At 46.8% G+C, this 26,946-nt stretch carries 24 protein-coding genes; 9 read left to right on the top strand and 15 right to left on the bottom strand.

Annotated features, from left to right (window positions below):
- Positions 1 to 4: 4 nt before the first annotated feature.
- The 7 genes from ACLHR0_RS26120 to ACLHR0_RS26090 form a co-directional block, all read right to left on the bottom strand.
- Entirely contained in the window at positions 5 to 3,331 is a 3,327-nt protein-coding gene (locus tag ACLHR0_RS26120; protein ID WP_436490633.1) for a TonB-dependent receptor, read from the bottom strand.
- A gap of 39 nt (positions 3,332 to 3,370) precedes the next feature.
- The gene (locus tag ACLHR0_RS26115; protein ID WP_429050472.1) at positions 3,371 to 4,354 is read right to left on the bottom strand and encodes a FecR family protein; all 984 of its coding nucleotides are present in this window, start codon (positions 4,352 to 4,354) and stop codon (positions 3,371 to 3,373) included.
- A gap of 49 nt (positions 4,355 to 4,403) precedes the next feature.
- Positions 4,404 to 5,024 (bottom strand): RNA polymerase sigma-70 factor, encoded by a 621-nt coding sequence (locus ACLHR0_RS26110; protein ID WP_370908037.1) that lies wholly within the window; start codon positions 5,022 to 5,024, stop codon positions 4,404 to 4,406.
- Positions 5,025 to 5,109: 85 nt separating this feature from the next.
- Positions 5,110 to 7,449 (bottom strand): GH92 family glycosyl hydrolase, encoded by a 2,340-nt coding sequence (locus ACLHR0_RS26105; RefSeq protein WP_436490631.1) that lies wholly within the window; start codon positions 7,447 to 7,449, stop codon positions 5,110 to 5,112.
- A 76-nt stretch (positions 7,450 to 7,525) separates the two neighbouring features.
- Positions 7,526 to 8,245: a hypothetical protein gene (locus ACLHR0_RS26100; protein ID WP_436490629.1), complete on the bottom strand. Its 720-nt coding sequence runs from the start codon at positions 8,243 to 8,245 to the stop codon at positions 7,526 to 7,528.
- Positions 8,246 to 8,324: 79 nt separating this feature from the next.
- Positions 8,325 to 9,182, bottom strand: a complete 858-nt coding sequence (locus tag ACLHR0_RS26095) for a helix-turn-helix domain-containing protein (RefSeq protein WP_436490627.1) — start codon at positions 9,180 to 9,182, stop codon at positions 8,325 to 8,327.
- A gap of 64 nt (positions 9,183 to 9,246) precedes the next feature.
- Positions 9,247 to 9,531, bottom strand: a complete 285-nt coding sequence (locus ACLHR0_RS26090) for a DUF3817 domain-containing protein (RefSeq protein WP_436490625.1) — start codon at positions 9,529 to 9,531, stop codon at positions 9,247 to 9,249.
- Between the two features lie 435 nt (positions 9,532 to 9,966).
- On the opposite strand from ACLHR0_RS26090, the gene ACLHR0_RS26085 reads away from it, so the two are divergent.
- Positions 9,967 to 10,701: a M48 family metallopeptidase gene (locus ACLHR0_RS26085; protein ID WP_370908042.1), complete on the top strand. Its 735-nt coding sequence runs from the start codon at positions 9,967 to 9,969 to the stop codon at positions 10,699 to 10,701.
- Positions 10,702 to 10,756: 55 nt separating this feature from the next.
- On the opposite strand, the gene ACLHR0_RS26080 is transcribed toward ACLHR0_RS26085, so the two are convergent.
- A complete protein-coding gene (locus ACLHR0_RS26080) occupies positions 10,757 to 11,626 on the bottom strand; it encodes an SDR family oxidoreductase (RefSeq protein ID WP_436490623.1) in 870 nt (289 codons plus the stop codon).
- A gap of 70 nt (positions 11,627 to 11,696) precedes the next feature.
- Positions 11,697 to 12,557, bottom strand: coding sequence for a helix-turn-helix domain-containing protein (locus ACLHR0_RS26075; RefSeq protein WP_436490621.1), 861 nt, complete (start codon positions 12,555 to 12,557; stop codon positions 11,697 to 11,699).
- A 237-nt stretch (positions 12,558 to 12,794) separates the two neighbouring features.
- On the opposite strand from ACLHR0_RS26075, the gene ACLHR0_RS26070 reads away from it, so the two are divergent.
- On the top strand, positions 12,795 to 13,508 hold the full coding sequence (locus tag ACLHR0_RS26070; protein ID WP_436490619.1) for a 3-keto-5-aminohexanoate cleavage protein: 714 nt from the start codon (positions 12,795 to 12,797) through the stop codon (positions 13,506 to 13,508).
- Here the strand turns inward: ACLHR0_RS26070 and ACLHR0_RS26065 are convergent, their stop codons facing one another.
- Positions 13,509 to 14,003 carry a PPC domain-containing DNA-binding protein gene (locus ACLHR0_RS26065; protein ID WP_436490617.1) on the bottom strand — a complete coding sequence of 165 codons (495 nt, stop codon included), beginning with the start codon at positions 14,001 to 14,003 and terminating at the stop codon, positions 13,509 to 13,511.
- Between the two features lie 17 nt (positions 14,004 to 14,020).
- Positions 14,021 to 14,911, bottom strand: a complete 891-nt coding sequence (locus ACLHR0_RS26060; RefSeq protein WP_429050482.1) for a glycoside hydrolase family 43 protein — start codon at positions 14,909 to 14,911, stop codon at positions 14,021 to 14,023.
- A gap of 259 nt (positions 14,912 to 15,170) precedes the next feature.
- Between ACLHR0_RS26060 and ACLHR0_RS26055 the strand changes: the two genes are divergently transcribed.
- From ACLHR0_RS26055 to hxsC, 5 genes are all read left to right on the top strand, one after another.
- The gene (locus tag ACLHR0_RS26055) at positions 15,171 to 16,595 is read left to right on the top strand and encodes an amino acid permease (RefSeq protein ID WP_436490615.1); all 1,425 of its coding nucleotides are present in this window, start codon (positions 15,171 to 15,173) and stop codon (positions 16,593 to 16,595) included.
- 181 nt (positions 16,596 to 16,776) lie between these two features.
- Positions 16,777 to 17,538 carry a peptidoglycan-binding domain-containing protein gene (locus ACLHR0_RS26050; protein WP_429050484.1) on the top strand — a complete coding sequence of 254 codons (762 nt, stop codon included), beginning with the start codon at positions 16,777 to 16,779 and terminating at the stop codon, positions 17,536 to 17,538.
- A complete protein-coding gene (gene hxsD, locus ACLHR0_RS26045) occupies positions 17,519 to 17,893 on the top strand; it encodes a His-Xaa-Ser system protein HxsD (protein ID WP_436490613.1) in 375 nt (124 codons plus the stop codon). The genes ACLHR0_RS26050 and hxsD overlap by 20 nt, the downstream gene beginning before the upstream one ends.
- Positions 17,890 to 19,395 (top strand): His-Xaa-Ser system radical SAM maturase HxsB, encoded by a 1,506-nt coding sequence (hxsB, locus tag ACLHR0_RS26040; protein ID WP_429063267.1) that lies wholly within the window; start codon positions 17,890 to 17,892, stop codon positions 19,393 to 19,395. The genes hxsD and hxsB overlap by 4 nt, the downstream gene beginning before the upstream one ends.
- Entirely contained in the window at positions 19,395 to 20,519 is a 1,125-nt protein-coding gene (gene hxsC, locus ACLHR0_RS26035) for a His-Xaa-Ser system radical SAM maturase HxsC (RefSeq protein WP_436490611.1), read from the top strand. The genes hxsB and hxsC overlap by 1 nt, the downstream gene beginning before the upstream one ends.
- 33 nt (positions 20,520 to 20,552) lie before the next feature.
- Here hxsC and ACLHR0_RS26030 read toward each other — a convergent pair whose 3' ends face one another.
- Together ACLHR0_RS26030 and ACLHR0_RS26025 are read right to left on the bottom strand one after the other, a co-directional pair.
- The gene (locus ACLHR0_RS26030) at positions 20,553 to 21,737 is read right to left on the bottom strand and encodes a hypothetical protein (RefSeq protein ID WP_436490609.1); all 1,185 of its coding nucleotides are present in this window, start codon (positions 21,735 to 21,737) and stop codon (positions 20,553 to 20,555) included.
- A gap of 23 nt (positions 21,738 to 21,760) precedes the next feature.
- Positions 21,761 to 22,198: a hypothetical protein gene (locus ACLHR0_RS26025; RefSeq protein ID WP_429050489.1), complete on the bottom strand. Its 438-nt coding sequence runs from the start codon at positions 22,196 to 22,198 to the stop codon at positions 21,761 to 21,763.
- A 153-nt stretch (positions 22,199 to 22,351) separates the two neighbouring features.
- On the opposite strand from ACLHR0_RS26025, the gene ACLHR0_RS26020 reads away from it, so the two are divergent.
- Complete coding sequence (locus ACLHR0_RS26020; RefSeq protein ID WP_436490607.1) at positions 22,352 to 22,765, top strand: VOC family protein; 414 nt, start codon at positions 22,352 to 22,354, stop codon at positions 22,763 to 22,765.
- A gap of 43 nt (positions 22,766 to 22,808) precedes the next feature.
- Here ACLHR0_RS26020 and ACLHR0_RS26015 read toward each other — a convergent pair whose 3' ends face one another.
- Positions 22,809 to 24,179 carry a glycoside hydrolase family 140 protein gene (locus ACLHR0_RS26015; RefSeq protein ID WP_436490606.1) on the bottom strand — a complete coding sequence of 457 codons (1,371 nt, stop codon included), beginning with the start codon at positions 24,177 to 24,179 and terminating at the stop codon, positions 22,809 to 22,811.
- An 87-nt stretch (positions 24,180 to 24,266) separates the two neighbouring features.
- The gene (locus tag ACLHR0_RS26010) at positions 24,267 to 25,679 is read right to left on the bottom strand and encodes a hypothetical protein (protein WP_436490604.1); all 1,413 of its coding nucleotides are present in this window, start codon (positions 25,677 to 25,679) and stop codon (positions 24,267 to 24,269) included.
- A gap of 118 nt (positions 25,680 to 25,797) precedes the next feature.
- Between ACLHR0_RS26010 and ACLHR0_RS26005 the strand changes: the two genes are divergently transcribed.
- Positions 25,798 to 26,934 carry a hypothetical protein gene (locus ACLHR0_RS26005; protein WP_436490602.1) on the top strand — a complete coding sequence of 379 codons (1,137 nt, stop codon included), beginning with the start codon at positions 25,798 to 25,800 and terminating at the stop codon, positions 26,932 to 26,934.
- Positions 26,935 to 26,946: the final 12 nt, after the last annotated feature.

Raw genomic sequence — 26,946 nt, 5'->3', positions numbered from 1 at the left:
TTATTCAGAATGTAACATTTAATGTGAACGCCAGCGTTTTTGCTTTCGGGTATTGATACATATCCACTCCCTGGTTAAAGTCGCCATCGAATGAAGATGCTTCCGGATCATATCCTTTATACTTTGTGAACAGGAAATAGTTTTCTGCGCTGACGCTGATGGCAGCTGACTTTATATGATACCGTGCGAGCCAGTCTTCCTTTAGCCTATAGGCCAGTGCGATATTACGAATGCGCAGGAATGTTCCTTTTTCTATGTAATAACTATCCATCTCATTATCGAGTCCATCCTGCGGCAGCCGCAGCGCCGGGTTCATGCCGCCCTGTTGTTCCGGCGTCCAGGCATTGAGCAGGCTGCGGTAGCTGTTGATGGTGGGTGCTGCGTTTTCCATGAGCATCCTGGTAAAGTTTGCCAGGCTGTGGCCATAGATCGTTTGCACATCTACCAACAGCGAAAAATTTTTATAGGTAAACGTGTTACTCAGGCTTGCTTCAAAATCGGGCATACCGTTACCAAGTACCGTCCGGTCGTTGGCATCTTTCACTTTATTATTATTCCCGTCTGCGTATTTCAGATCGCCAGGCTTTTTGCCATAGGCAGCAGCTTCCGTTGCTTCCTCTGTACCCCAGGTACCCAGGCGGCGGTAGCCATAAAATTCATTCAACGGCCGTCCTTCCATGATGCGGCCACCCCAGGGATACATGATATCGCCATTCAGTTCCAGTACGAGGGAGCGGTTCATGGAATAGATCAGGGAAGTGTTCCAGGAGAATTGTTTGCGCCGGATGTTGTTGGTAACAAGCGACAGTTCAACACCCCTGTTGCGGATAGAACCGATATTGTCAAACACGCCCTCATAGCCGGTGGTAGCCGGCATCAGCCGGTAATACAGCAGATCTTTTGTTACGCGGTTATAAACGTCGCCGGTAAATTGTATCCTGTTGTCCAGCAGTGAAACATCGACCCCGATATTCAGCTGATGGGCTTTTTCCCATTTAAGATTTTTGTTACCCAATGCTTCCAGCATAACTGCGGGCGCCGCCTGGCCATTGAATGCCACCTGGCCGCTCCGCAGCCTGTCCTGCGTTACATAATCGCCGATATCCGCATTGCCTACGATGCCGTAGCTGCCACGTATCTTCAGGTCGTTAATGCTGCGCACATCCCGGAGGAAAGGTTCCGACGACAACCGCCACGCGCCCGAGAAACTTGGGAAGTATCCATACACATTATTGGCTCCGAAGCGCGAAGATCCATCTGCACGGAAAGAAAATCCCAGCAGGTAACGGCTGTCGTAGTCGTAGTTGAACCGCATATAATACGAGTTCATTGCTGTATTGCTTGTTCCCGACTGCGGCCGTTGCGGTACCAGTCCTGTTTGCAGGCTGTTATACGAAAAGAAATCATCGAAGAAGCCTTCGCTTCCTGCCTGCGTGTTCATGTTCCCGAAATAGTACCAGCTGGCGCCTGCCACGGCAGTAACTTTATGTTTGCCAAACTGGTTGTTCCAGGTCAGGTAATCTTCCGAAGTCCAGGAGCCGGAATTACCATTTGCCCGTGTGGCTACTCCCTGTTGCGTATCCGAATATCCGCGGATATCCCGGCCGGAATAATACAGGTTGTAGGTGGCGCCTGTTTGTCCGCTCAAACCCGCTGTGATATGCAGTTTGCTGTTCAGCCGAATGGTGGTAATCAGGTTGCCCATCGTATACGTGCGGCCGGCCACCGACTTTACTTCCTGCATAAGTCTCACCGGGTTTTCAGAATCCTCTGCACCAGGATAATCTCCTTTGCGCGAATACGTGCCATCTGCATAGCGTACCGGCAGGAAGGGCAGAAATTCATATATCTGGCGTACGGCATTTAATCCGAATGTATTGATGTCGACATTATTCTGTTTGGCTGCCCCGCTGTTGATGACCGCCTGTACGTGCAACCATTTTGTGACGTCCCAGCCGAGGTTGATAAAGCCATTGATCTGCCGGGAGTAGCTGTTGATCAGGATTCCCTGCTGGTCGTTGTAAGACAGGTTGACCAGGGCGGAGAAGCCATCCTTTCCGGCAGACAGTGACAATGAATGTTCGTGGGACACTGCCAGGCGGCTTGCTTCCTCCTGCCAGTCTGTATGATATTTAGGCGAACCGTCTGCATTAAAAAGTTCATCCTTCCGCGGAAACTGGCGGGTAGGATCGAGATGCGGCGCGGTGCGGCCAGGCAGGTATTCATACTCCCGCTTAAACATCTCCAGTGCTTCTTCTGCATTCATCAGCTGTACTTTGCGGGCCAGTGAGCCAAAGCTGAGGGTGTTGCGGAATGAAATAGCCGGGCTGCTTTTTGTGCCTTTCCGGGTGGTGATCACGATCACGCCGTTAGATCCTCTTGCACCGTAAATGGCGGAGGCAGCCGCATCTTTGAGCACATCCACCGAAGCCACAATATTCGGATCAAGGATCAGGGGATCTGCGCCCACAATGCCGTCTACCACATACAGCGGACCGTTGTACGCGTTGATGGAACCGGTGCCCCTGATTTTTACGATAGGATTACCGCCGGGTTTCCCGGAGTTCATCATCACGCTGACACCGGCTACTTTCCCTGCCAGTCCCTGCATGAGGTTCATGGTGGTAGCACGTTCCTTTAATACATCGCCGCTCACGGTGCCTACCGCTGTGGTAAGTTTCTCCTTGCTGGAAGTGCCGTAACCGATCACCACTACTTCTTTGAGTGATGAATATTTCGCCAGCATGGAAACATAGAGCATATTGGCGCGTTCCACGGGAACTTCCTGTTCGCCGAAGCCGGGAAGGCTGAAGCGCAGGGTATCCCCCGGATCGGCATGTATGCTGAAGGAGCCATCCGGCTCTGTTACGATACGTGGCGGCGAACCTTTCTTTATGACATATACACCCGGCAAGGGGTTGCCGTTGGTATCCGTCACCTTTCCTGTTAATACCGAAGCCTGGTTCAGTGGCGGCGCTTCCTTCCGGGTGATGAGGAGGTTCCTTCCACGCAGTTCATATTGCAATACGGATGGCAATAATTTCAGCACCTGTTCCACCGGAATATTCTTTTTATTGATCGTTACTTTTCCACTTTTTGCAATTTCCGACGGGTTATATACAAACCGGAATGTGGTGGAGGCTTCCACCTGTTCAAACACTTTATCGAGTGTTTCATTCACAACATGTATATCTACCGTGGTTTGTTTCAGCTCTGTTGTTGTTCCGGATTGGGCCATCATCCGCGGCGGGTACAGGCAACACAATGCCAGCACCAGGCAGGCAAGCCACCTGGGCGTCATGTGCACGCACTCCGCTGTTTTCACTTTCATAACTTGAAATTATCACGCCACATGGCTGATCCTTCCGGATTATTTAGTTGGTTGACTTTTTTTGTAAACCAGGTATTCGTTTTTGCCCGGCGTTTGCCGGTAGCTAAACCCATAAATATCACACAACATGCCCAGTACGTTTTTAAACGGTACGTTGGCATCGAACCGGGCGGTGAGCAATGAGCTGGCAATTTGTTCGCTGGCAAACCGGATACGTACGTCGTAACGGCGTTCCAGTTTTTGTGCAATATCGCGGAACAGCGCTTTCTTAAATATCAGCTGACCCTGTGTCCAGGCGCTGACGTCTGCCGCAGCGATGTTGCTTGTTTCCAGCTGATCTTCCGCAGCATGGTATATGACCTGCTGATTGGCCCCCAGCGTGGCATGGTTGCGCTGACTGTTTCCAATGGCGACCTTTCCGCTGGCTACTGTTACCGTTACTTTTGCATCCGGCGTGTAGGCGTCGATGTTAAAGCTGGTACCAAGTACATTGATATGAAGCGTGCCCGCATGCACCAGGAAGGGAGCGCCTTGTTTGGGCGCTACTTCAAAGTAGCCTTCCCCTTCCAGCCAGATCTCCCGGCCTTTTGTTTCTTCATACCGGAGTTTACTATCTATATTCAGCCATACAATGCTGCTATCCGGCAGGCTGACCTTCTTGATGCCTTTTTTACCGGTTTGTGCTGTCACACTTGCAATGGGCATTCCCTGCTGAACCGGTTGTTTCCGGGTCAGGAAGAAGGCGCCTGCGGTAATGAGCAAAGCCACCGCGGCGGCTGCGGCCCACCAACGAACAGACCGGTAGCTAACCCGTGGCTCCGCAGCTTCCACCTGGCGGCTGATGCGCAGGAAGATCAGCTGCTCCAGCGCGGTGCGTTGCTCCGGGCTGAATTGCGCAGTGAAGGCCGGATCATTTTCGAAAGACCTGTACCAATTGTCCACCTCACTGATTTCAACATCAGTGGCTGTACCGTCCAGGTATTTATCCAATAATTCTTTTAACCGGGTGTTGTTCATATCCATAGTCTCTCTAACATTAGACACCTGAAAAATGGCTTACCGCCATCACGATTCAAAATAGTTTGACATTTGCACTCCACAGCAGCAACAGCGATACCAGGCACCAGAACAGGATGTAATGATATTGTTTCAGGTGAGCGCGTAATATTTTCAGGGCTTTCACCATATGTTTCTCTACGGTGTTCACCGAAATATTCATTTGCCGGGCGATGTGCTGGTACGACAACTGCTCTCTCCTGCTCAGGTAAAATACTTCCCTGCATTTTTCGGGCATGCTGGCGCAGGATTCATCTATATGCCGCTGCAGTTCTTTTAATTGCAGCGTGCTGGCGGCGTCTGACTGATAAAGACCGCTATCATTCAGTACATGCTGCTGATAGGTGTTGCGCACCAATTGTGAACGGATGGTATTCAGTATCCGGTTTTTCAGTGATGTATGCAGGTAATTGCGGAGCGATGTGTTAAGAGAAATGGTTTCCCTTTTCAGGTAGAGGTCTACCAGCAGGCTTTGCACCAGCTCCATGGCCGCTTCCTGTACTTTTACACGCCGGTAGGCGGCATCCAGTAACTCCTGCCAGAAGCGCCTGTACACATCCTCAAACGCTTCCTTGTGTCCCTGTTTTACAAACAGGAACAACTCTTCATCTGTATACGTGGAAAAATCTTTTCGCATCGACATGAATTCGAACTACGGGCTAATTTAATCGTTTCAGTACGAAATTCTTCATGTCGGTACGAAAATATCGGCAGCCGTATTTTCACCGGCTGCTCAGCGAGAAAGGTTTGTCGGCATCGGCAATGCCCCGGTTGACAGCCGGTTTATTACCCATTTCCAGCAGCAGCACACCGCCATTAACGATATCTGCATGCCGGAGCCAGTTGTGCGGCCACGGTTTACCGTTGAGAACCGCCGACTGGATATATACATTCTCCGGGCTGTTGTTATGGGCTTGCACCACAAACTGCTTCCCGTTTTCAAGTGTTATTGTCACTTTCGGGAACAGCGGACTTCCGATCACGTATTGATCCGTGCCTGGGCACACGCTGTAAAAGCCCATAGCGCTCATTACGTACCAGGAGGACATCTGCCCCTGGTCTTCATCCCCGGGATACCCGTTTTCTCCTGCATTGTAAAGTTGGTCCATTACTTTCCGCACATGCGCCTGTGTTTTCCAGGGCTGGCCGGCATAGTTATAGAGATAGATCATATGTTGCACCGGCTGATTACCGTGTGCATACTGGCCCATGTTGGCGTTTACCATTTCCGTCATTTCGTGGATCGTTTGTTTGTAAGCGCCCACGTTCACTTTATTGGGGGCGCTGAAAACGGAGTCCAGTTTTGTGATGAAGGGCGTATTTCCTCCCATCAGGTTAATCAGGCCTTGTACATCATGAAATACGGACCATTGCCAGTGCCAGGCATTCCCTTCTGTGTAGGGACCACCCCATTCATACGGATCAAAGTTTTCCTGCCAGTTGCCATCCAGTTTACGGCCGCGCATAAACCCGGAGAGGCTGTCGTACTGATTTTTATAATTATACATGGTGCGGCCAAAAACGTACTGATAAAAATTGTTGCCAGTCAGCTTGGCTAGTTGATAGCCGCAGAAATCGTCGTATGCATATTCCAATGTTTGCGAGGTGCTGCCCTGTGATTCGGGGAAGCTGACATATCCCAGCTGATAGTATTCTTTCCAACCGGCGCGGCCGTTGGCGCCGCCCCAGGGGCCTTTGTTCATGGCTTCATGATAATAGGCGTCCAGCGCTTGTTTGGGATCGAAGGTGCGGATCCCTTTCACCCATGCGTCTGCCAGCAGAGAGATGGCGTGATTGCCGAGCATGCCGCCTGTTTCGCCGGGGAACGACCAGGCAGGGAGCCAGCCGCATTGTTGCTGCGCATCCAGCAGCGCCTGCATGTAGCGGCCTTCCATGGTGGGGTGCAGGATGGTGTTTAGCGGGAACTGCGCGCGAAAGGTATCCCAGAAGCCGTTGTCGGTGTACATATACCCGTTATGTATCTTTCCATCGTACGGACTGAAATAATAAGGTGCTCCTTTGCTGTTGTATTCAAAAAAGGTATGTGAAAAAAGATTGGCGCGGAAAAGGCAGGAATAAAAAGTGGCTTTGTCTTTTTCCGTTCCGCCTTCCACCCGTACCCTGGCAAAGAGCGTGTTCCATATTTTGGCGGCCGCCGCTTTTGTTTGTTCCAGCCTGGTGAAGGGTTTGAGTTCCTGTTGCCAGGTGAGTTCCGCCTGTGCGGCGCTGATATAGGAAGAAGCGACCCTGGCCTGTACCACCGCACCATTCTTAAAGCGAACAAATGCGCCTACGCCTTTCCCTTCGGCCGACAACGTATCGGCAAAGATCCGGTTGTTGGTATTTTCCCAGGTGCCGCTGGCTTCGAAAGGCTGGTCGAACACGATCACAAAATAGTTACGGAAGCCTTTGGGGATAAAGCGCCCGTTGGTGACGTATCCCGTAATTTTTCTTTCTGCCGGAAATATTTGCACGCCACTCAGGGCATTATAGCCATCCAGTACAATATAGGCGGGTTTCTTCGCGGGGAAAGAAAAACGCAGGTGTGCGCCTCTTTCAGTAGGTGATAATTCCGTGGTGATGTTATTGGCGAAAGTTACCTTGTAGTAGTCGGGGCGGGCTACTTCATCCACATGACTGAAAGCTGTAGCGCGCTCCTCTTCTCCTACTGCCAGTTTACCTGTTACCGGCATCAGGCTGAATACGGCGTAATCGCCCACCCAGGGGCTGCACTGGTGCGTTTGCTGGAAGCCGCGGATGGTAGTGGCTTTGTACTGGTACTTCCAGCCGTCGCCGTTTTTGCCTGTTTGGGCAGACCAGGCATGCATACCAAAAGGCAGCGCCGTGGAAGGATGGGTGTTGCCATTACTGAGCGAGAACTCCGAATTGGTGCCCTGTAAAGTATTGGCGTAGGCCACCAATTCTTTTTGCTGCGCTGTGGTGGCGAGGGAGAAACTGCAAAGTAAACCGGTGAAAAACCGGCGTGTGTTTTTTATACGTGGTAGCTGCATTGCGTGGTAACGGCTTTTAGAGTAGACACGCAATGGAACAGTTACCGCCATTTAGTACTTATTTTTTTAAGAAAACATTTTTAATGTAGCAGCGGGAAACAGCCTCCCGGTAGTAAATGTACTGGCATTACAAACCCGTTTTCCCTTCCAGCCAGAAACCAGCCGTAAATATTCTGCCGCTGATATTGTTATTTTTCAACACTCTTCTAAAGGTTTGAACTGATTTTACATTTCCGGTAAGAATGTAGTTAGCCGTGAGCCAATCGCCAGCGTTAAAAACCGCCAGGTCGTTTATCCACTGCTCATTCCTGAAGTGATTGTTTTTAGGAAATACTGTGTAGTTCTCCAACCCCAACAGCCGGGGTACCTGTTCGTTTGCTTCATCCAGTTCAAAATAAAACTGAAACTCGTGATTGTTCTTTTTCAGGTAAGGTTGAAAAGACACCGCCAGGCCCAACGATGTTTCATCGCCAAACAACAACTGCTTTTCCACTGCCGGATCATATTGCTTTTGCCCTCTTGGCATGCTGACCCTTACCTGGTCACCAGCGGTTAGGCGATCCATAAAAAGACATCCTGGTGCAGCACCGTGCAGGTGAAAAATGATTTCCAGGATACCATTTTCAACATCGCTGAATGATACCGAGTAATTTCTGTATTCCGTATCACTTACCCTGATTATAACGGCATAGCCTAACTGGAAATTCATCCCTGAAAGATTCCCTTTAAACCGTATCTTTTTTATGTTCGGATTGATATAATTTGTTTCCATCACTTTCATTAATGGAAACCTGGATCCCAGCAAGCCTTCCATTGCGTCGCCTAACCATTTTGCTGTTCTTGGCATTTTACACAGTTTATTATAACCTGCAAAGCAAGGCTATATTTCTGCCGGCAACAATGGCAATACAAGCGTAGTTGTTGGACTATTCGAGGTTTTTTTTCCGGAAAGCTATCGCCGTCATTCCCGTTACTTTTGTAAAAAATCGTGAAAAGTAGGCATAGTCGTTGTACCCCAGTTCGGTGGCAATTTCTTTAACAGACTTGCCGGAATGGCAAATCAGGCGTTTTGCCTCCAGTATAACGCGTTGCTGGATATGGTATGAAACGGGAAAGCCGGTGGCATTCCGGACACATTCATTCAGGTAAGGGGTGGAAATATTTAATGCGGTCGCATAATCGGAAGGCCGTTTGACCCCGGCGAAATCGCGCTCCAGTAATAACTTAAATGCTTTTGTAATAGTATCGAAGCGTGAAAGTTTGCCGGTTGAAGCCGATTGCTCCAGGTATTGCGAAATAATCAGGGCTACCAGTGTATTGCAGGCGCCTTTAAGCAAAGATGGGTATAACTTATCCTGTTTTCTTTCAAAAATATTTATACATAGCCTTATTGCCTGGCTTACAATTGAAAAGCTACTTTTGGTTAGTGGCAAAGGTTGTGCAGGAACAATTTGCTCCAGCAACTCCAGGTTCTGGGAAGTCAGGTTTTCGTTAGTGATCCCCAGCAGGTAAAGGTCTGTTTTCCCGGATTTTACAACCCGGTGCACCTGGTTAGGATGGACATACAACACATGAGATGTCTTGATATGATACTTTTCCAGGTCAATTTCGATATGCGCCGTTCCTTTTTCCACCAACAGGAAAAAATGGCCATCATGCCTGTGCGGCCTGTGGGCCGCCTGGTAGGACAGCAAACTGCCGGACGATATCTTTCCCACGACAACTCCGGGGTCCAATGCAGGAGCAAATGGATTTACAGGAATTGACTTTACTTTCTTACCCATTATTTTTAAATTTTACCGGGTAAAGATGATTATGCCGGTTTGGAGCCACTGGAACCGGGCCTCCTCAGGCGCCGTATTCTTCCTTCAGCTTCTTTTCAAATATAAACGGCACAAACGGCAGGAGCGATCCCACGAAGAAGCCGGCCACCCTCATGATACTCCACCTGTACTTAATCCAGCAGGAAAGCAGGAGTACAATAAACAGGATAAATAATACGCCATGCAGCCACCCGAAGTACTTTACCGGTTCAGGAACAGAGAAAATGTATTTCATGGGCATGGCCACAAACAATAATATCAGGTAAGATACTGCTTCGATTAACGCTGTTTTACGATATATGTTTATCATCTTAAAAATTTCAAAAGATCAATTAAGTGAGGGCAAAGATAAGTGAAGATCAGATCCGGTTAATGTTATTATCGATTCGGATGTATTGGGGTCCAATATCCCGGTTATTTCCCTGATGCTTCATCAATGCCTCAGCCCTGCGTATGTCATGGACTATCCATGCACTCTTCATGCACTTCTCATGGACTCCTCATGCACTCACCATACACTTACCTCGTCTCCCTGATATTAATATATTTTAAAAACACTCCTTTTACGGGGCTAAAATTGTTTGTAAGAGATCATAACAATATTTATCTTCGCGCCGTAGCCTTGAATGCAATCATTAGTATTTAACCCTTTTCAACAATAAAAACCTTTATTATGTCTGTTTACGCACGATTCGGTTTCGTATGCGCTTTGACGATGTCATTTGCGTTAGCCTCAAATGCTCAATTGAAATTAAACACAAAAACACTGGGCGCCGGCGCCAAAGCAGTGAAAGCAGCCACCCTCACAGATGACGATGTGATCAGGTATACCAAAGAGTATATCCAGTGGATGGATGAGCACAACCCCGTTGCACCCTCAGATGATCCGATGGCCCAGCGCCTGAAAAAGCTAACCGACCATGTTACCGGCTACGAAGGCATGAATCTTAACTTCAAAGTGTACCTGGTAAGGGATATCAACGCCTTTGCCTGTGCAGATGGCAGTGTGCGTGTATGCGCCGGGTTATTACAAACCATGACAGACGACGAAGTAATGGGCGTAATAGGCCATGAAATCGGGCATGTAAAAAACAAGGATTCCAAAGATGCGTTCAAAACAGCGCTGATGACCTCCGCGCTGAAAGACGGTGTTTCTTCACAGGGCGGCGCTGCCGGCACCCTGAGCGATTCACAGCTCGGCGAGTTGGGAGAAGCGGTTGCTAATTCTGCCTATTCCCGCAACCAGGAAAGCCAGGCTGATAACTACGGTTACGAATTTCTGAAAGCGGCCAAGCTCAATCCCTGGGGCATGTCTATGGCTTTCGAAAAATTGTGGAAGGCATCACAGGAAAGCAGCGGTGATAAAAAGAAAGGCTCACAATTATTCTCTTCCCACCCTGATACAGAAAAAAGAATGAATACGATGGCGGAGAAAGCGAAGAAAGACGGATTTGAAAAACCTGTTGTAGCAGCGAAGTAATTATTTTTTAAGAAGATATAGCCGGAGGGGATTTAGTGAATCCCTTCCGGCTATATTAACGTTCAGGATGTTGCAGTTCCCGCTGCATGGCGTTCTTAGTTGCGCTGTCGATGAGCTTTTCAGGCAGCAGCGATATCAGAAAAGTTTGTATGGCATGAGGCCAATAAGGCATAATACTTTTTCTGCCACAACCCACAATGGCCAGCACGTGCTTTGCATAGGTGGCCGCGGCCGGCCGCATAAAGGTGACGGGCTTTTTATTTGTCCCGGTGTTTACACTACCGGTTATCAATGAAATCACTTCCACATTTTCTAATTCACGCGCCAGCGAAATGGAAAAGGCATTGTTATATGCCTTTGAGCCTGCATAAACCGCTAAATAAGGTGGTGGAAACAAGCCCGCATACGAAGAAACATTTAATATAAGCCCGGGTTTTCCCAGTTGTGGCAGCAAGCTACGGGTTAGCTGTGAAGGGAAGGCCATGTTGAGCGTAATTGTTTCATCAATTTCCCCGGCGGAAAAATCAGCCAGTGCATTCATCGGTCCTATTCCTACATTATTCACCAGTACTGTTATGGGCAAATGCTCAATTTCTTCCACATTTACCCGGCTTTCCCTGCTACCATCATGTAACAGCAACACTACCTTGCACTGCGGGTGATCCCTTTCGATGTCCATTTTCACCGCCTGTAATTTTGCTTCGTTCCGGCCATGTAAAACGATATTAAAGCCTTTCCCTGCCAGTGCCACGGCAATGGCTTTCCCGATCCCGTCGGTTGCGCCGGTGACCAGCGCAAAGGCGCCCGGCTTCCTGTATTTTTCAAGATCCGAGCGACGGATATAAGGATAAATGAATTTTATCGTCCTATATAAAAGCCATAAGAGGCATATTATTCCAACCGTAAAAATGATATGATTACCCATCTGTTATTTTCCTGCAAAGTTAGCGACAGCTGCACCCGGGTAAAATGGATAGATAAAGGGAACCATTGGATTATTTGCGGCAATTGCGCCGGAATTGCAATGGCGACTGCCCTTCTGCATGGGAAAAATAGCGGGTAAAGTAAGCATGGTCAGTAAACCCCAACTGGCTGGCTATTTCTTTAACGGATGCATTGGTAGCGTACAATAGTCTTTTTGCTTCCATGATGATAGTTTGTTGTATCCAGAAACTTACGGTAAGTCCTGTTGTTTGTTTTACGGCATCATTCAGGTATGCAGGGGTTATATTTAATGAGGTAGCGTAAGCGGAAGTAGTTTTATGTGTTTTAAACTGTTGCAAAAGCAACCGTTTAAATTGCTGTGTTAAAAGATGTGTGCGTGATAAAGGGACCTCCCTATTTTCCTGCCGGCGATAGGCAGAAGCGAACATCCCAACACAAGCGCTGATCAACGAATGTATTACCTGTGGCATAAAATCCAACGGATGGCGGTTGCGCACTATGGATGCCAGCAATTCAATGCTATCATCCAGCGGAATACTTTCTAAAGCGGATATGGTGATGGGTGCATTCTGAAAATAGTAATCATCAAAAATTCTCCGGTAATCTTCTTCTACAAAATTAGTATCCAACGTAATCAGCCAGGCTTCGGTGTCACTGTTTGCCGTAACGCCATAATGAATTTGTCCTGGCAGTACACATAATACCGCGCTTTCGATTAACGCTACTTCCTTAAAATCTATCATGACCGTACTTCTGCCTTTTTTTTGAAAGATAAACAGGTAATGGTCATCCCGGCGGTGTGGGGCTTTCTTGTAAAAATCCTCCTTATTCTGCGTTCCGATAAACTTGTTAATGCTAATCTCCTGGTCTGTAATATCTTTCAGCGATTGTATCAGAATATTCCCGGTCATTGGAGGCTTTTTTCCGGCTAAAGCTATAATAAAAAAACGCAACCGGCAGGTTAAAAATAATGACGAAAGAGGACGAACCCTGCCACAGCCCAATACCCACTTCAGGGAAAAAATCCTGCAATCTGCTCAACCTGTTCCACAACACAGCATCCCATGCTTTTGGCCGTTAATGCCGGAAAAGCTGATGATTACGATACAGGTATCATTTATGCAGTGACCTGAAAAAAGCCAGGAAGTATGTTTATAAAAGCAGCATTAAATGGTTCCAGGTCCAAAGCAGACCATCCGAATGTTCCGGTTACGACAGATGAATTGGTGGAAGCCGCTAAAAGCGCCGTTCTCGCCGGCGCTGATGCCATCCATTTCCATGTACGTGACCGCAACGGTAAAGAAACCCTGGAGCCACTCTTTGTAAATGAACAGGTAAAAGCAGTAAAGGCCGCCGTGCCCGAAATTCCTGTGGGCATCAGTACCGGCGCCTGGATGGTACCGGATATCGATCAGCGGCTCGCCTATATCAGTGAGTGGGAAGAACTACCCAACTTTGTATCTGTGAATGGGCATGAAGCCGGTTTTGAACGTATTGTACAGGCCATACTGGACAAGAAGATCGGGGTGGAAGCGGGACTTAATTCCGCGCAGGCAGCAGCGGATTTCAGCGGCAGCGGATTATTGAACGAATGTTTCCGCCTGTTAATTGAACCACAGGAGCAGGACCTCAACGCAGCGCTGGCAACGGTGAAGGCCATTGAAGACAACCTGACCGGCAGGCAGCCACATCAAACGGTGGTATTGCATGGTTTCGACAGTACCTGCTGGGAACTCCTGAAAGTAGCCAAGTATAAAGGTTACGACCTGAGAATAGGATTTGAAGATACCTTACTCGACCCATCCGGCGCTATTGCAGAAAGCAATGAAGCTCTGGTAAAAGCAGCATTTCACTATAGTTGATTATTTCTTTTCCAGGCTCAGCACGTTGGCGCCCAGTGGTTCTTCAAACACGCGTTCCAGTTGCTGCGGATGCACTATAACAGTGATCTCCAGCGATCCGGTGCCAACGGTGCCACCTAACATATGTCCGCCGAAGGCGTTAAAATCTTTATCCGTAACCGTGCCATGCGTATGCAGTGACACTTTCCCTTTCTGCCACGCAATAGACCCGTTCAGGCCGGACAGTTCCATATTACTGAATTCTTTGGGCTCGTACTTTTTCGTTTCCCTGTTAAAATACCCAAAGGTGGCGTTCACAAATCCGAAGCCGGTGAAACTGGCGGAGGGAATCTTTTCCTTTTCTGCAAAGGCCTCCAGTTGCTTAAAAATATCATCTCCCTGCCTTAATACCATGAGGTAGCCGGTACTGGTTTTGATATAGCGGGCGGTATCCTGCGCAGTAGCTGTAGCCATGACGAATAAGTTGATGATGAGTAAGGTGCATATTGTTTTCATAATAACAGGCATTGCATTTAATATGCCATCTGTACGCCTTCGGAGGTCATCACCACCCGCTTCATGGTATCATCCGGATTGTAGTAGAGGTAGTCGATGCACACTGAGCGCCGGTGGCTGCCCCCGTTTTTCAGTCCCCCGTTGTGATAAATAAAATAAGACCTGCCGTTAAAATCCAATATCGCAGGTCTGTTAGTTTCGCAATTTCCTGCCAGCTCATTTAATATCCCCTTAAATTCCCACGGCCCTTCCATGCTGCGGCTCATGGCATAAGCCACTCTTTCCGGCATCCCGTAACCATAGGACAGGTAGTACCAGCCATTGCGTTTATGCAGGTGCGCGCCTTCCTCAAATCCTGGCAGGTCCAGTGTTTTAATCGGTCCATCCAGTTCCGTGAGATTGGATTTCAGCTTTGCATAAAAGCATTTCCCATTACCCCAGAAAATATATGCCTGCCCGTTGTCGTCTATCATCACCGTTGGATCGAGATTGGCTTTTTCGTGCACACCCGCTGGCAGCATATCAAGGGTAACCAGCGCTGATCCGCGGGCATCTTTAAACGGACCCTCCGGATGTGTGGCCTCTGCCACACCAATGGCTGATCCCTTAATAGTAGCGTGGGCGGTGGCTACATACCAATAAAATTTATTATTGTGCGCTATTACTTTTGAGGCGTAAGCGTTGCCGCTGCCCCATGAAAAATCGGTTGCTTTTAATGGTACAGGATGTTCCGTCCATTCCGTGAGGTTGTTGGATGAGAAGCAGAGCCACTCATTCATTACATAGGCTTCCGTGCCTACCGGCGCTTCGTCGTGGCCGGTGTACAGGTATATAGTATCATTGTGGACCAGTGCGGTGGGATCGGCAGTGAATTTATGCCGGATTATTGGGTTTTGATGAGGTAGCATGATCTGCGGGTTTGTTTTTCAGCAGATTTGGTATCGATAACTGTGCCATGGGGAATCTTACTCGAACACAAAGTTCGTCGCCGGAAAAGCCTGACGTAAAACCCATGGAGTACATCTACCCCATTGTACCTGTTATATCAGACAGAACACTCAAAGTATGATCCGTACTGCTGAAACAGGCATCTGCGGAGCAAATAAATCAAAGTTTCAATTTTGCCGAAATTACCTCAACTTGCAGCCTTATCCAGCACTATAAACATTGGACTCAGCAAACGAAAAAAACCTTAAAAGGGGATTACAGAACAGGCATATCCAGCTGATTGCGTTGGGCGGCGCCATCGGAACAGGTTTATTCCTGGGCATAGGCCCGGCGGCGGTGCTGGCGGGGCCTTCTGTTATTTTGGGCTATGCCCTGGCCGGTATTATTGCTTTCTTTATTATGCGCCAGCTGGGCGAAATGGTAGTGGAAGAACCGGTATCAGGTAGTTTTAGTCATTTTGCCTATAAATACTGGGGCTCATTTGCCGGCTTTTCTTCCGGGTGGAATTACTGGATCCTTTATATCCTGGTGAGCATGTCGGAGCTGACTGCTATTGGCGTGTATGTACATTTCTGGTGGCCGGAGATCCCGTTATGGTCTTCCAGTCTTTTTTTCTTCATTGCTATTAATGCGTTAAACCTGAGCTCTGTAAAAGTATACGGAGAAGCAGAGTTTTGGTTTTCCATCATAAAAGTAGTGGCTATCATTGCCATGATCGTTTTTGGAATTTATTTGCTGATAAGCGGAAGTGGCGGCTCACAGGCCAGCATCCGGAATCTCTGGAACGATGGCGGATTTTTCCCGCGTGGATTATTGCATGCCGATGGTAAAGGTGGTTTCCAGGGATTGTTTGCAGCCATTGCCCTGATCATGTTTTCCTTTGGTGGGCTTGAACTGATTGGTATCACTGCTGCAGAAGCAGACCAGCCGGAAAAAACAATCCCCAAGGCTACCAACCAGGTGATTTACCGTATCCTGATCTTTTATGTTGGCGCACTTGTGATCCTGTTTTCTTTATCGCCATGGAAAAGTATTACTACAGACAGCAGCCCGTTTGTAATGGTATTTCAAAGCTTAAAAGGATTCCGGTTTTCCTTTTTGGGTAAAACCATCTATTTCACCAGCCTGATTGCAAATGTGTTAAATCTGATTGTTTTAACAGCGGCACTTTCCGTTTACAACAGTTGCGTATACAGTAACAGCAGAATGTTGTATGGCTTGTCGAAGCAAGGCAATGCACCCGCTTTCTTATCTCAGCTAAATAAAAACCATGTACCTGTAAAAGCAATCCTGGTATCCGGTTTATTTGCTGCTATTTGTATTGTGGTAAATAAGGTGATCCCTGAAAAAGCGCTGGAAGTACTGATGTCGCTGGTGGTATCTTCATTGATCATTAACTGGCTGATGATCACCGTAGTGCATCTTAAATTCAAAAAGAGCAAACGGGAAGCGCAGATCCTGACAAAATTTCCTTCCTTTATTTACCCGGTGTCCAATTACATTTGCCTGGTGTTCCTGGTGGGCATCCTGATCCTGATGTGGATAACAGGGATGAAACTGCCGGTAGAACTGATCCCAGCATGGGTGGTGTTTTTGTATGGATGCTTTTTACTGGTGAAGAGGAATAAGCGGAGAAGTAAATAGTGAGCCAAGCAATCATATATTAAAACACAATAAATAATCCAATTAGCCAATTTGAACAAATTTATATACCTTAGTATTCTGCTTTAAAGCTTATCCTCAAAAAATTTGACCATTCTGCGTGTTTGAACCTATATCTAACATCCCTATAATTCCAGATAATTAGACCACAAAAAACATCCTAATGATCAACAATAAATTTGGCTTCCAAAATCTGGCTAAGAAAAGCCTTGCTGTGGTAACAGCCGCGTTAAGTGTATTTTCCCACACCAAAGCCGAGGTTCCCAATAACACTAACCACGAAATTGAAAATGATAAAAACATCCCTGTTGAGAACACGCATAAAAATGTATTGAAACCTAAACTAGTGCTGAAACTCAATATAATGGATCCATCGAATAGCCTTGTTTCCATGCATAGTTCGCATAGCTCACACCGTTCTCATTCCTCGCATAGCTCTCACAGTTCGCATTATTCCTCGTCTTATAGCTCTGGCAGTAGCTATACGCCATCCCCTACACCTGTATATGTTCCTGCGTCGTCCTCCTCTTCAGGGCATTCAACCTCAGGAGGTACTGTGAAAAGTACTCCCGGAACAAACTCTACCGGAAAAAGTTCTGGTGCGACTCCTTTCTATAACCCGGGTGCGGCACGTATTTCACCTTCAAACAGAACTACAGATGCTGTACATGTAGCAGATTCCTCCAGTCTAAAATTGGGAGATCGGGTACTATTCAAAGGATGCGAAGGAAAGGATGTAGAAGTGCTGCAAAGGATATTAATGACCTTAAAAAAAGACATGTTTATAACCGGATATTTTGGACTACAAACAGAAGCAATTATTATTCATTTTCAGCAAGAAAATGAATTAAGGCCTGATGGTAAAGTAGACGCTAAAACACTTAATGTACTAAGAAATAAAGCGAATGAAATTTCTACAAGATAATAACACGCTCTCTTTTACGGTTGCTACCGAGCTATACCCTGAAGTTGTTTTGTTTAAATGTCTCTACTGGTATACTAATGCCTTTGAAGTAGATATTATAAAGACAGATCCTCTCCAGTATAAAATAATACTAACTCCTCTCTATAACGCGGAACCTGTTGACTGGAAAACCATAATAGTAAAACTAAAGCAGGATCTCATAGATTTCAAGCTACGGCAGTGTATAACAGATGAAACAAAAACGATCAGGGAGCTTATTATCGCTAAAGCTTTCGCATATTATGAAAATGAGACAATACCCATGTCGGAGATAAGTGACCCCGTAGGCTTCAGCCCCCAATCCATACAACCATGAAATCAACACCGGTAACAACAAGGGTAAGCAGGAAATTTAAAGAATTTGAAGCTTATACCACGTCAATACCAGAATATACTTTACTTCCATTCAGATTCCACCGTATTTCCAATAAAAAAGAAGTGATTGTAAATGAAATTGGGGACTTTCTGGTAGTACCCGCAGGTACAACAGCCAGGATCGTGGCGCGGGAAATAAAAGCCGGAAATAGTGAGGACCAGGAGCTATACGCCGATTTAACAGCCAATTTCTTTATTTCGGGGAATTCCGTTCCAAATCTCATTGATGTTCTTGCGACCCGCTACCGTACAAAAAAGTCATTTCTTGATTTTTTTACATCACTACATATTTTTGTAATCAGCCTGAGATGCGAACATACCTGTCACTACTGCCAGGTATCAAGAGTTACTTCCGATAAAAGCAAATATGATATGAGTATCCCTCATATTGACGCTGGTATAGCTATGATGATGAAATCACCTAACCCACACGTGACAATGGAGTTTCAAGGTGGTGAGGCATTATTAGCCTTTGAAAGCATAATATATGCTGTTGAAAAAACAAAAGTCGAGGCAGAGAAGCATCATAAAGAGGTTACTTATGTAATCTGCACTAATCTTGCTCCACTGACAGATGAAATGCTTCAATACTGCCATGAAAACGGAATTTTAATATCGACTTCGCTTGATGGCCCTGCATTTATACACAACAAAAACAGACACAAGCCAAATGCCAACAGCCATCAGCTTGCAGTTGATGGCATTGAAAAATGCAGGCAGATTATAGGGGCAGAACATATTTCAGCATTAGTTACCACTACTAAGCTGTCGTTGGAATATCCGCATGAAATAGTGGATGAATATGTCAGATTAGGATTTAAAAACATTTTCCTGAGGCCTATAAGCCCATATGGTTTTGCGACCAGAAGCAAGGACAAGAATAAATATGAGACAGGAAAATTCCTGGAATTTTACAAAAAAGCGCTGACCAGAATTATTCAATATAATATAGACGGCTATTTTATCAGAGAAGACTATGCAAGTATCATTTTAAAGAAAATGCTAACTCCATTTCCCGTCGGATATGTCGATCTTCAATCTCCCGCCGGACTTATTAATAGCGTTATTGTGTTTAATTATGATGGGGCAGTGTATGCCTCGGACGAGTCCAGAATGCTCGCGGAAATGAATGATTTTACATTCCAACTTGGGCAGTTAGGAGAAAATACATACGAAGAAATCTTTTACGGAGAAAAAGCCCTGGCACTTAGTGATGTAATGACCAATGAATCACTGCCAGGTTGTTCTGAGTGCGCCTTCCAGACCTATTGTGGAGCTGATCCTGTTTTCAATCACACTACACAGGGCGATTTATACGGCCACAGACCAACAAGTTCTTTTTGCCAGAGAAATATGGAAATAATGCGGTATTTGATTGAGTTAATGGATGATAATAAGGAAATAGAAAAAATATTCAGAAACTGGATAACAGGTAGAAGCTAATGCTATTAAAAACAAAAGGTATTCCATCTGAAATTAATGCGCCAATAGTGGGCAGAGTAACTTTTGGCTCTGACACAAAGGGGGAAGTTTTGATTGCAAATGAGAACATCCCAATGCATCTCCAACATTATAAAGTAATCCTCTCAAGCAATCAAAAAGTCAGTTTATTTGATAAACCAAGTGTATATTCAATCCCTGATGTTTCTCACTTATGCGAAGGAGATATCGTCGTCGTCAATACGGATGGCGTGATTTCTACTTTATATAGAATAAATTCCCCACACAATTTCCTATTGTTTACGGAAAGATGCAACAGCAACTGTTTAATGTGTTCTCAGCCTCCCCGGGATAAGGACGATACAGATTACTTATACAATATCCATACTCAAACAATTCCATTAATCCCGAAAGATTGCATGGAATTAGGCATTACGGGAGGTGAACCAACCCTCTCCGGTGATAAGTTTTTTAAGCTCCTGGCACAAATACAAACGCAGCTGCCGGATACCGAAGTACACTGCTTAACCAATGGGAGATCATTTGCATGGCCTAACATGGCCGACAAACTTGGAGATATGTCTTTTAAGAGACTCATGCTTGGCATACCAATATACTCGGATTACCATGCGCAACATGATTATATTGTACAAGCCAAAGGTGCATTTGATCAGACCGTTCAAGGGTTATATAACCTTGCCAGAAGAAATGTCAGAATAGAATTAAGAATTGTTCTACATAAACAGACGTTACCCCGGCTTCTTAAATTGGCGAAGTTTATTTATAAAAATCTACCGTTCGCAGAACATGTGGCCTTTATGGGATTGGAGCATCAGGGATACACGCCGTATAACCTGGATAAACTTTGGATTGATCCGATTGAATATGGAAAAGAACTTACGGAAGCGATGACTTATTTATCGGATTTTGGTATGACCACCTCCCTTTATAACTCACAACTTTGCACTACACCCCGTGAGATCTGGCAGTTCTCAAAAAAATCTATTTCCGACTGGAAAAATATCTTTCACGAAGAATGTAATCAATGTTCGATGAAAAATGATTGTGGTGGTTTTTTTGCGTCTAGTGTATTCAAGCACAGTAAAGGGATAAAAGCCTTCTCTTAATCCCACCCCGAAGGAGTTAGTTGATTTCCCCTCCTACTTCATCACCTGGTTAAATCCATACCGCAAATTAATGCTCGCTATAAAAGCACTGAAAGGGTCTTTCTCTTTCAGGTAGTTATCAATGCCTGCTTCGGCCACAATCCATATACTTTTAGCAACCCTGAATTCAGTTCCAAAATTGAACAGCAGGGATTTGTCCAGGTTATCATAGTTCTGATATTTAAACTGTGTTTCCGCAAATCCCCTGAAACCGGAGGTCCCCAGGTAATAGCGGACATTCACTGTTGCGTTGACGAATGTACTGTCTTTAAATTCAGAGCGGGGTAAGCTGAAACTACCACCCAGCAGCAGCTGGCTGCTTTTCCCGATGCCCAGTGCCCAGGTGACCCAGGTATTGAAGGAGGTGAAGCCGGCGTTTTTAATCAATGAATCGCGGGATTGCCCTACCCACGCAATGGCGCCATCCAGGCGGGTAGCGTTCCAATTTTCGCTTTTAAATTGCTCTATCAGGTCATCTACTGCCGCATAATATTTCTTTTTATCGGTGTCGTATCCTTTTTTAAAGGCGTCGTAGCTGGCCTGCAAGGTTGTATCTGGGTTTTCCCTGAGATATTCTTCTGCTTTGTTTTCCGCGAAATCCCAGAATTCTTTGTCATGCTCGGCTCCATATTGCGCGCGCTCTGCAGGTGGCACTTCTTTATGCACAATAATGATCCAGTTATTTTTAAATTCCCGGAGCGCCAGCTGCGCCTGCTGTTGTGCCAGAAAAACCGCCCTTCTTTTTGCGGCATTCAGTAACAGGTCATCTTTCTTTCTCACAATAGAAAACCGGTAGCCTACAGCCAGTTTGGAGGATACATTTCCTGAATCAACGATTGCCCCGATGCTGAAGGAGGAGTTATACCAGAACTTCCTTTTGCCATAATCTTCCAGCGTCCAGTTTTTGCTGGCCAGTTTCCCCGGGGAAAATTCCACGGCGAAATTACGCGGGATAACGCCCTGGCCGTTTGAATAAAATGGCGATAAGCTGAGCGCAAACTTTTGAATATCCGAAGGACGCAGCAGGTTGGAAGGATCTGCTCCCAGCGCTTTAAACGCCGGCATATCCGGCACAGAAAAGTTTAACAGGTAATGCTCGGTACTGTCTGTTTTAAACTGCGCAGATGTCCGGAAAGAAATAAGAGATAACAGAATGAAAATTATTTTCCGTGCTGACATACATGTATTTTAAATAGGGGTAATCAATCCTGTTTTACGATCAACTGCAGTAAAATATCTTCCTGTTTGCCGGTAACATCGGTACCTAAAGTAGCAGTAGTGCCATAGCCAATCTGGCTGCTGCCTATTACTTTGGCTGTATTAAAATCATCGCCCTGCAATACGCTTACCCTTAATTTATAACCATTGTCGTCCTCGTACTTTCTTACCCTGAAAGAAATATCCAGTACTCTTTTGTCGAAATTGATTAATGGTTCACCGGGTTTATAATCGTTTTGAATAAGATAGTAATCCGGTTGGGGCAGCTCATTGCTGTTTTGCCGGAGGGGCTTTGTTAGTATAGGATGTTCATCGGCGGTAGCCGCCCACATCTGGTAGATGTAAGTAATAAAGTAAATGCCGGTCATATCTATCCTTATCCACAGTTTTCCACCATTAGGGTCATAGGCCACCTTTTTCATAATATACAGATTAGGACATAAAAATAGATATTTAAAATTTATAACTATATTCAGAAATATTCTGCCTTTCTTTTTTGCTGTTGACATAGGGTTGTCATACCCGCCTGCTACTTTTACATCAGACAATAAAAATTTCATCCTAAAACAAACCAAATGAGCAACACAAACATTTTAAGAGGATTTGCCACGCTGAGCTTTTATGCAGCAGATCACGAGGCGGCAAAAAAATGGTATACGGAGTTAACCGGTATTCCTCCTTACTTTGAAAGGCCCGGCTATGCAGAGTTCCGCCTGGGCGACTACCAGCATGAACTGGGTATTATCGACAGTAAGTATGCGCCAAAATCGCTGGGCAGCGGACCCGGCGGTGCTATTATTTACTGGCATGTAGACGATATACAGGCGGGGTTGGAAAAATTGCTGCAACTGGGGGCTACTGTTTTAGAACCCGTTACAGAACGGGGAAATGGATTTGTTACCGCCTCCGTAATTGATCCTTTCGGCAACGTACTGGGCATTATGTACAATCCTCATTATGTGGAAGTGCTGAAAGCCAATGAAAAGTAATAACACCACCGGTTGGAGCATGCTTTTGCCAACCGGCTTTTTGTTACGGGTGCGCCTCTACCACCAACACCCAATCATCGCCCACGCCGGTAGCCGGGGGCACAAATGTAACAGCGGAGCTTTGTTTCACAACTCCGATGCTTGTTCTTTCCGCATTCCGCGGATTAAACCACCAACAATTTAACCGCGCGGATTTTATCACAGCAGTGTTCACCTGCAGCGATTTTCCTATGGGCAGATATACCATCAGGTAAGTACCCGCCGCATCCCGGAAAGCTTCCATATGACCTCCTCCTTCCCCCTGACCCGACAAGATCAGGAAGCGGTCCGGTACGCGGTTTAGTGCGCCATGTATGGCTATGAGCCTGCGAAGATAACCCGCCTGGAAAGCACCGGGCCGGTCCAGTGCATTCATCCAGCCCCGATCAGGATAGTTAACGGCTTCCTCCCGCGCACTCATAAATTGCCACACCGCATGATGACCGTAGGTGACGCCGCATGCGCCGGCAAATACAGAACGGTACAATTGCTTACGCACATCGTAGTCCCTGAAATAACCATTGTCGGGATTCCATTTAGGCCAGGGATTCACGGGATGGTCTTCATAATTAGGTTCGGCGTCAAGGGTAGGTTTGGCCGGTAAAGATTGCCGGTCCCTCTGTACCAGCTCCCAGCATGCTACATCATGGCCGCTGCCATGACCGCTCTGGAACATGTTGATATCCAGCCAGTTTTCCTGCTGCAGCCATTGCGACGTGGAGTTAGCTCCTCCGGAAGGATGATAAGCAATGATGCATTGCCCGGCAGTGCCTTCCTTTATACCTCTTGCCATTGCCCGCCAGATGGGTCGCCAGTCGCCGCTGTCGTTAACCGCCGGGCGATCACCACCAAGTATCCAGATGATGTTTTTATGATTACGATACCTGTTGCCTATCCATTTCCCATATACGTAAGCGTTAGTGGTATCAAACACCACAGGGCCTTCGCCCCATAACTTTGTCACCTTATCGCCCCAGGCAGGCAGCAGCCCTATGTACATTCCTCGCTGCATTGCCCAGCTGATGGTGCTGTCTATTAACGTGAAATAAGCGTTGTTGGGAGTGGCAGGGTTTTCATTCAGCAACGGCAGTTGTCCATAGCGGTTGGGTTTGCGAAGACCATCAAATTCCGCCAGCACTACTGCCTGGATTACGGTAAAGCCTTTGCGGGCACGGTTATCGAGGTAGTATTTAATTTCCGCGGTATCCAGCCGGTGAAACAATTCCCAGCCGGTATCGCCCAACCAGAAAAAGGGTTGCCCGTTGGCATATTGAAGATAATGACCATCCGGGGTAACCTGTAAACGCTCCGGCAACTGCGCCTTGGTGCATAAACAGTAAAGGAGGCTGCTGAGAAACCATAACTTACTTTTCATAACGGGAATATGTTCCAGAGAAAAATAAAGCTTTTTAGGAATAAAGCAGCAGTAATTGTTTTCAGAGAGATGGATAGGCAGCAGCTATTATTGTAATTCAATCACGGTGCTATCTTTCGTAAAGCGGGTATCCTTTACTGCGCCAGTGCCATTGAACCGGTATTGCACACCGACGATGCCGGAAGGCGGATTGGAAAACGTGAGCTCCGCAGCAGCGCTGTCGTTCACAAAAAACTGCAGGTGCTGGTCTTTCGCCACTACACGGAGTTTTACCCATTTTGCCAGGTCGGCGCCAAATTTCGAGAGGTCGGTGTTCCGGCTGTTGAGGGCAACGCCGGCGGCAAACAGCGACAGGTCTCCCACGCATCCTGGCGCGCACAACGGGATGGAGATCAAATCATTTTTACACAGGAGCAACACCTCCACCCGCTGACAGGCAGCGGTGCCCAGTTGAAAACCGCTCTTCAGCGTGGTTTCAAAAGTAAAGTGATCCGTTTGCAGGTCGCCAAGGGGCTGTACATTATAAAAGCGTATGGCGGGAGGAACAGGTTGCAGCGGAACGTGATATGCCGACAACAATGCTTCATTCACTTCCAGGCCGTTTCCTTTTATGACTTCATTCTTCCGGAAATACAGTGGTGTGCCGGGCTCTTGTTCTACCATAGCCAGCCAGCCACCGGAGCTGATCATCAGTTCGTGTTCTTTTACGATCTGTTTACCCACCATCAGTTTCGCCTTGAAATAACCCGGCTCATAATAAATAGCAGTGTATGTTTTTTCTTTGGCAGATACCGGCATTTTCCGCCTGATATCCCAGGTTTGCGCAATGAACACAGAATCCTTCCCTGCTGCGGCAGCATTATAGCTGAAAATAACAGAATTAGGCACTCCATCCATAACTACTTTATTGGAGCTGAACGAAAATGCAGTTGTATCAATTAGTTTGCCTGGTTTGGTATTGGATAACAGTAAGGCATATACGAGAATTCCTATTGGTACCAGGGCGAGCAGCCAGTAAGTCCATTTACTGCGTTTTGGTGGCGTTGCTGCGGGTGAATGAGTGCTGGCAGTGGTCATGCCATGGCCTGTTGTATAACCGGATACTGTCTGACTGACAGGAGTTTCCCCCGTGGCCATATTTAAAGATGTGGCATCATCAACTGGCAACGACTCAACCATCGCTTCAGGGCTGGTTGCCGCAGTCGTAATATCCCCAGGCAGCAAGGTGGCAAGACGTTTAAACTCCCGCCAGTCGGCATACCCGGCAAATTGTGCCAGGGTATTCAGCGTAGTGGTGGCGGGCATATTGGTGTACTTCAGTTTTCCCCACAGCCGTTTCAGGGTAGTAACGCTCAATATCACCCCCGTAGCTTCTTCTATGGCGGCACTTAGTTTTTCAAAATCATAGCTTGTCCACTCGCTGGCGTCACCACGGTTCAACCGGGCTTCTGCCAGCTCAAGGCACTTTCGTATGTAATTAATCTCAAAACTATTATTCATTTCCTGGTAGTCTATTACAAGCTTGCACGGATTTGCACACACTTGATGCGCCAATGATTCGCCCTGAAATTAGTTATTATTCAGATTTGCTGCAGCATTTAAATTTAAAACACTGGTCATGACAAAAATCCGCACCGCGTGCTTATTCCTATTGCTTCCATTATGCGCAGCAGCACAAAAAAAGAAAACCGGCCACCCCGGCAGTCAGGATATTATCAAGGTCCCCCTGGAAGCCGGACACTGGTCGTTTCAACCCGGCACGGTAGAGTTTATCACGTATAAATCGGTACCGGCGATGAAGCTGTTGAACCGGAACGACACCGTAGTGCTGAAAAACCTTGACTTTACAAACGGCACCATCGAATACGACGTGCAACCTGTTTCTACTTTCACATCGTTTTATTTCAGGCGCGCCAGCCGGAAAGAGAACGAATGCTTTTATTTCCGTACGCCTTCTTCCGGTAAAGGCGATGCGGTGCAGTATGCACCGCATATCGATGGCGTTAACCTCTGGGATATGCTGGACCAGTACCAGGCTGCCGCCTGGATTTCCAAAGACGACTGGAACCATGTGAAGCTGGTTATTTCCGGCAGGCAAATGCGGGTGTACGTGAACGATACCTCCCGGCCGGTGCTGGAAGTGCCGCGACTGGAAAGCAATACCTGGCATGGCGGCCTTGCATTCGACGGGCAGGCGGTCATTGCCAACCTGGTGGTGAAACCGGATCAAACGGAAGGACTGCCTCCCGGTGAAGGCATCGACATTACCAACAATGACGCCGCCTACCTCCGCACCTGGCAAATCACCCAGCCAATGGCTACCCCTGATCAAATTGATTTCAGCAAAGCATGGATACCCGGAAAAGAAACACCATGGGAAACCATCCGCGCCGAAAGGCGGGGACTGATCAACGTAACCCGCAAATTTGGCGGCGCTGAAAACCGCGCCCGGCGCATCGTGTGGCTGAAAACAAATATCCGTTCTGCTGTAGCGCAAACACGACAACTGCACCTCGGCTTCAGCGACGAAGTATGGGTATTTGTGAACGATAAATTTGTGTACGTAGACAAAAACCTCTACTCCTACCCGCTGATGAAACAACCGGATGGCCGCTGCACCGTGGATAATGCGTCTTTCTCCCTTCCGCTGGTAGCTGGCGACAATGAAATACTGATCGCCCTGGCCAACGACTTTTATGGATGGGGAATCATGGCAAAACTGGATAAGTTTGAAAACATGACGTTCGACAAATAACCCCTCCTTCCG

This window comes from Chitinophaga sp. ARDCPP14, assembly GCF_051362515.1.
Lineage (GTDB): Bacteria > Bacteroidota > Bacteroidia > Chitinophagales > Chitinophagaceae > Chitinophaga.
This window is presented reverse-complemented; position numbering and strand designations above follow the sequence as displayed.

What these genes read in the sequence shown, in the direction of transcription:
- ACLHR0_RS26120 (WP_436490633.1), bottom strand. Translation starts at nt 3,331, where the DNA reads ATGAAAGTGAAAACAGCGGAGTGCGTGCACATGACGCCCAGGTGGCTT.
- ACLHR0_RS26115 (WP_429050472.1), bottom strand. Translation starts at nt 4,354, where the DNA reads ATGGATATGAACAACACCCGGTTAAAAGAATTATTGGATAAATACCTG.
- ACLHR0_RS26110 (WP_370908037.1), bottom strand. Translation starts at nt 5,024, where the DNA reads ATGCGAAAAGATTTTTCCACGTATACAGATGAAGAGTTGTTCCTGTTT.
- ACLHR0_RS26105 (WP_436490631.1), bottom strand. Translation starts at nt 7,449, where the DNA reads ATGGCGGTAACTGTTCCATTGCGTGTCTACTCTAAAAGCCGTTACCAC.
- ACLHR0_RS26100 (WP_436490629.1), bottom strand. Translation starts at nt 8,245, where the DNA reads ATGCCAAGAACAGCAAAATGGTTAGGCGACGCAATGGAAGGCTTGCTG.
- ACLHR0_RS26095 (WP_436490627.1), bottom strand. Translation starts at nt 9,182, where the DNA reads ATGGGTAAGAAAGTAAAGTCAATTCCTGTAAATCCATTTGCTCCTGCA.
- ACLHR0_RS26090 (WP_436490625.1), bottom strand. Translation starts at nt 9,531, where the DNA reads ATGATAAACATATATCGTAAAACAGCGTTAATCGAAGCAGTATCTTAC.
- ACLHR0_RS26080 (WP_436490623.1), bottom strand. Translation starts at nt 11,626, where the DNA reads ATGGGTAATCATATCATTTTTACGGTTGGAATAATATGCCTCTTATGG.
- ACLHR0_RS26075 (WP_436490621.1), bottom strand. Translation starts at nt 12,557, where the DNA reads ATGACCGGGAATATTCTGATACAATCGCTGAAAGATATTACAGACCAG.
- ACLHR0_RS26070 (WP_436490619.1), top strand. Translation starts at nt 12,795, where the DNA reads ATGTTTATAAAAGCAGCATTAAATGGTTCCAGGTCCAAAGCAGACCAT.
- ACLHR0_RS26065 (WP_436490617.1), bottom strand. Translation starts at nt 14,003, where the DNA reads ATGAAAACAATATGCACCTTACTCATCATCAACTTATTCGTCATGGCT.
- ACLHR0_RS26060 (WP_429050482.1), bottom strand. Translation starts at nt 14,911, where the DNA reads ATGCTACCTCATCAAAACCCAATAATCCGGCATAAATTCACTGCCGAT.
- ACLHR0_RS26050 (WP_429050484.1), top strand. Translation starts at nt 16,777, where the DNA reads ATGATCAACAATAAATTTGGCTTCCAAAATCTGGCTAAGAAAAGCCTT.
- hxsD (WP_436490613.1), top strand. Translation starts at nt 17,519, where the DNA reads ATGAAATTTCTACAAGATAATAACACGCTCTCTTTTACGGTTGCTACC.
- hxsB (WP_429063267.1), top strand. Translation starts at nt 17,890, where the DNA reads ATGAAATCAACACCGGTAACAACAAGGGTAAGCAGGAAATTTAAAGAA.
- hxsC (WP_436490611.1), top strand. Translation starts at nt 19,395, where the DNA reads ATGCTATTAAAAACAAAAGGTATTCCATCTGAAATTAATGCGCCAATA.
- ACLHR0_RS26030 (WP_436490609.1), bottom strand. Translation starts at nt 21,737, where the DNA reads ATGTCAGCACGGAAAATAATTTTCATTCTGTTATCTCTTATTTCTTTC.
- ACLHR0_RS26025 (WP_429050489.1), bottom strand. Translation starts at nt 22,198, where the DNA reads ATGAAAAAGGTGGCCTATGACCCTAATGGTGGAAAACTGTGGATAAGG.
- ACLHR0_RS26020 (WP_436490607.1), top strand. Translation starts at nt 22,352, where the DNA reads ATGAGCAACACAAACATTTTAAGAGGATTTGCCACGCTGAGCTTTTAT.
- ACLHR0_RS26015 (WP_436490606.1), bottom strand. Translation starts at nt 24,179, where the DNA reads ATGAAAAGTAAGTTATGGTTTCTCAGCAGCCTCCTTTACTGTTTATGC.
- ACLHR0_RS26010 (WP_436490604.1), bottom strand. Translation starts at nt 25,679, where the DNA reads ATGAATAATAGTTTTGAGATTAATTACATACGAAAGTGCCTTGAGCTG.
- ACLHR0_RS26005 (WP_436490602.1), top strand. Translation starts at nt 25,798, where the DNA reads ATGACAAAAATCCGCACCGCGTGCTTATTCCTATTGCTTCCATTATGC.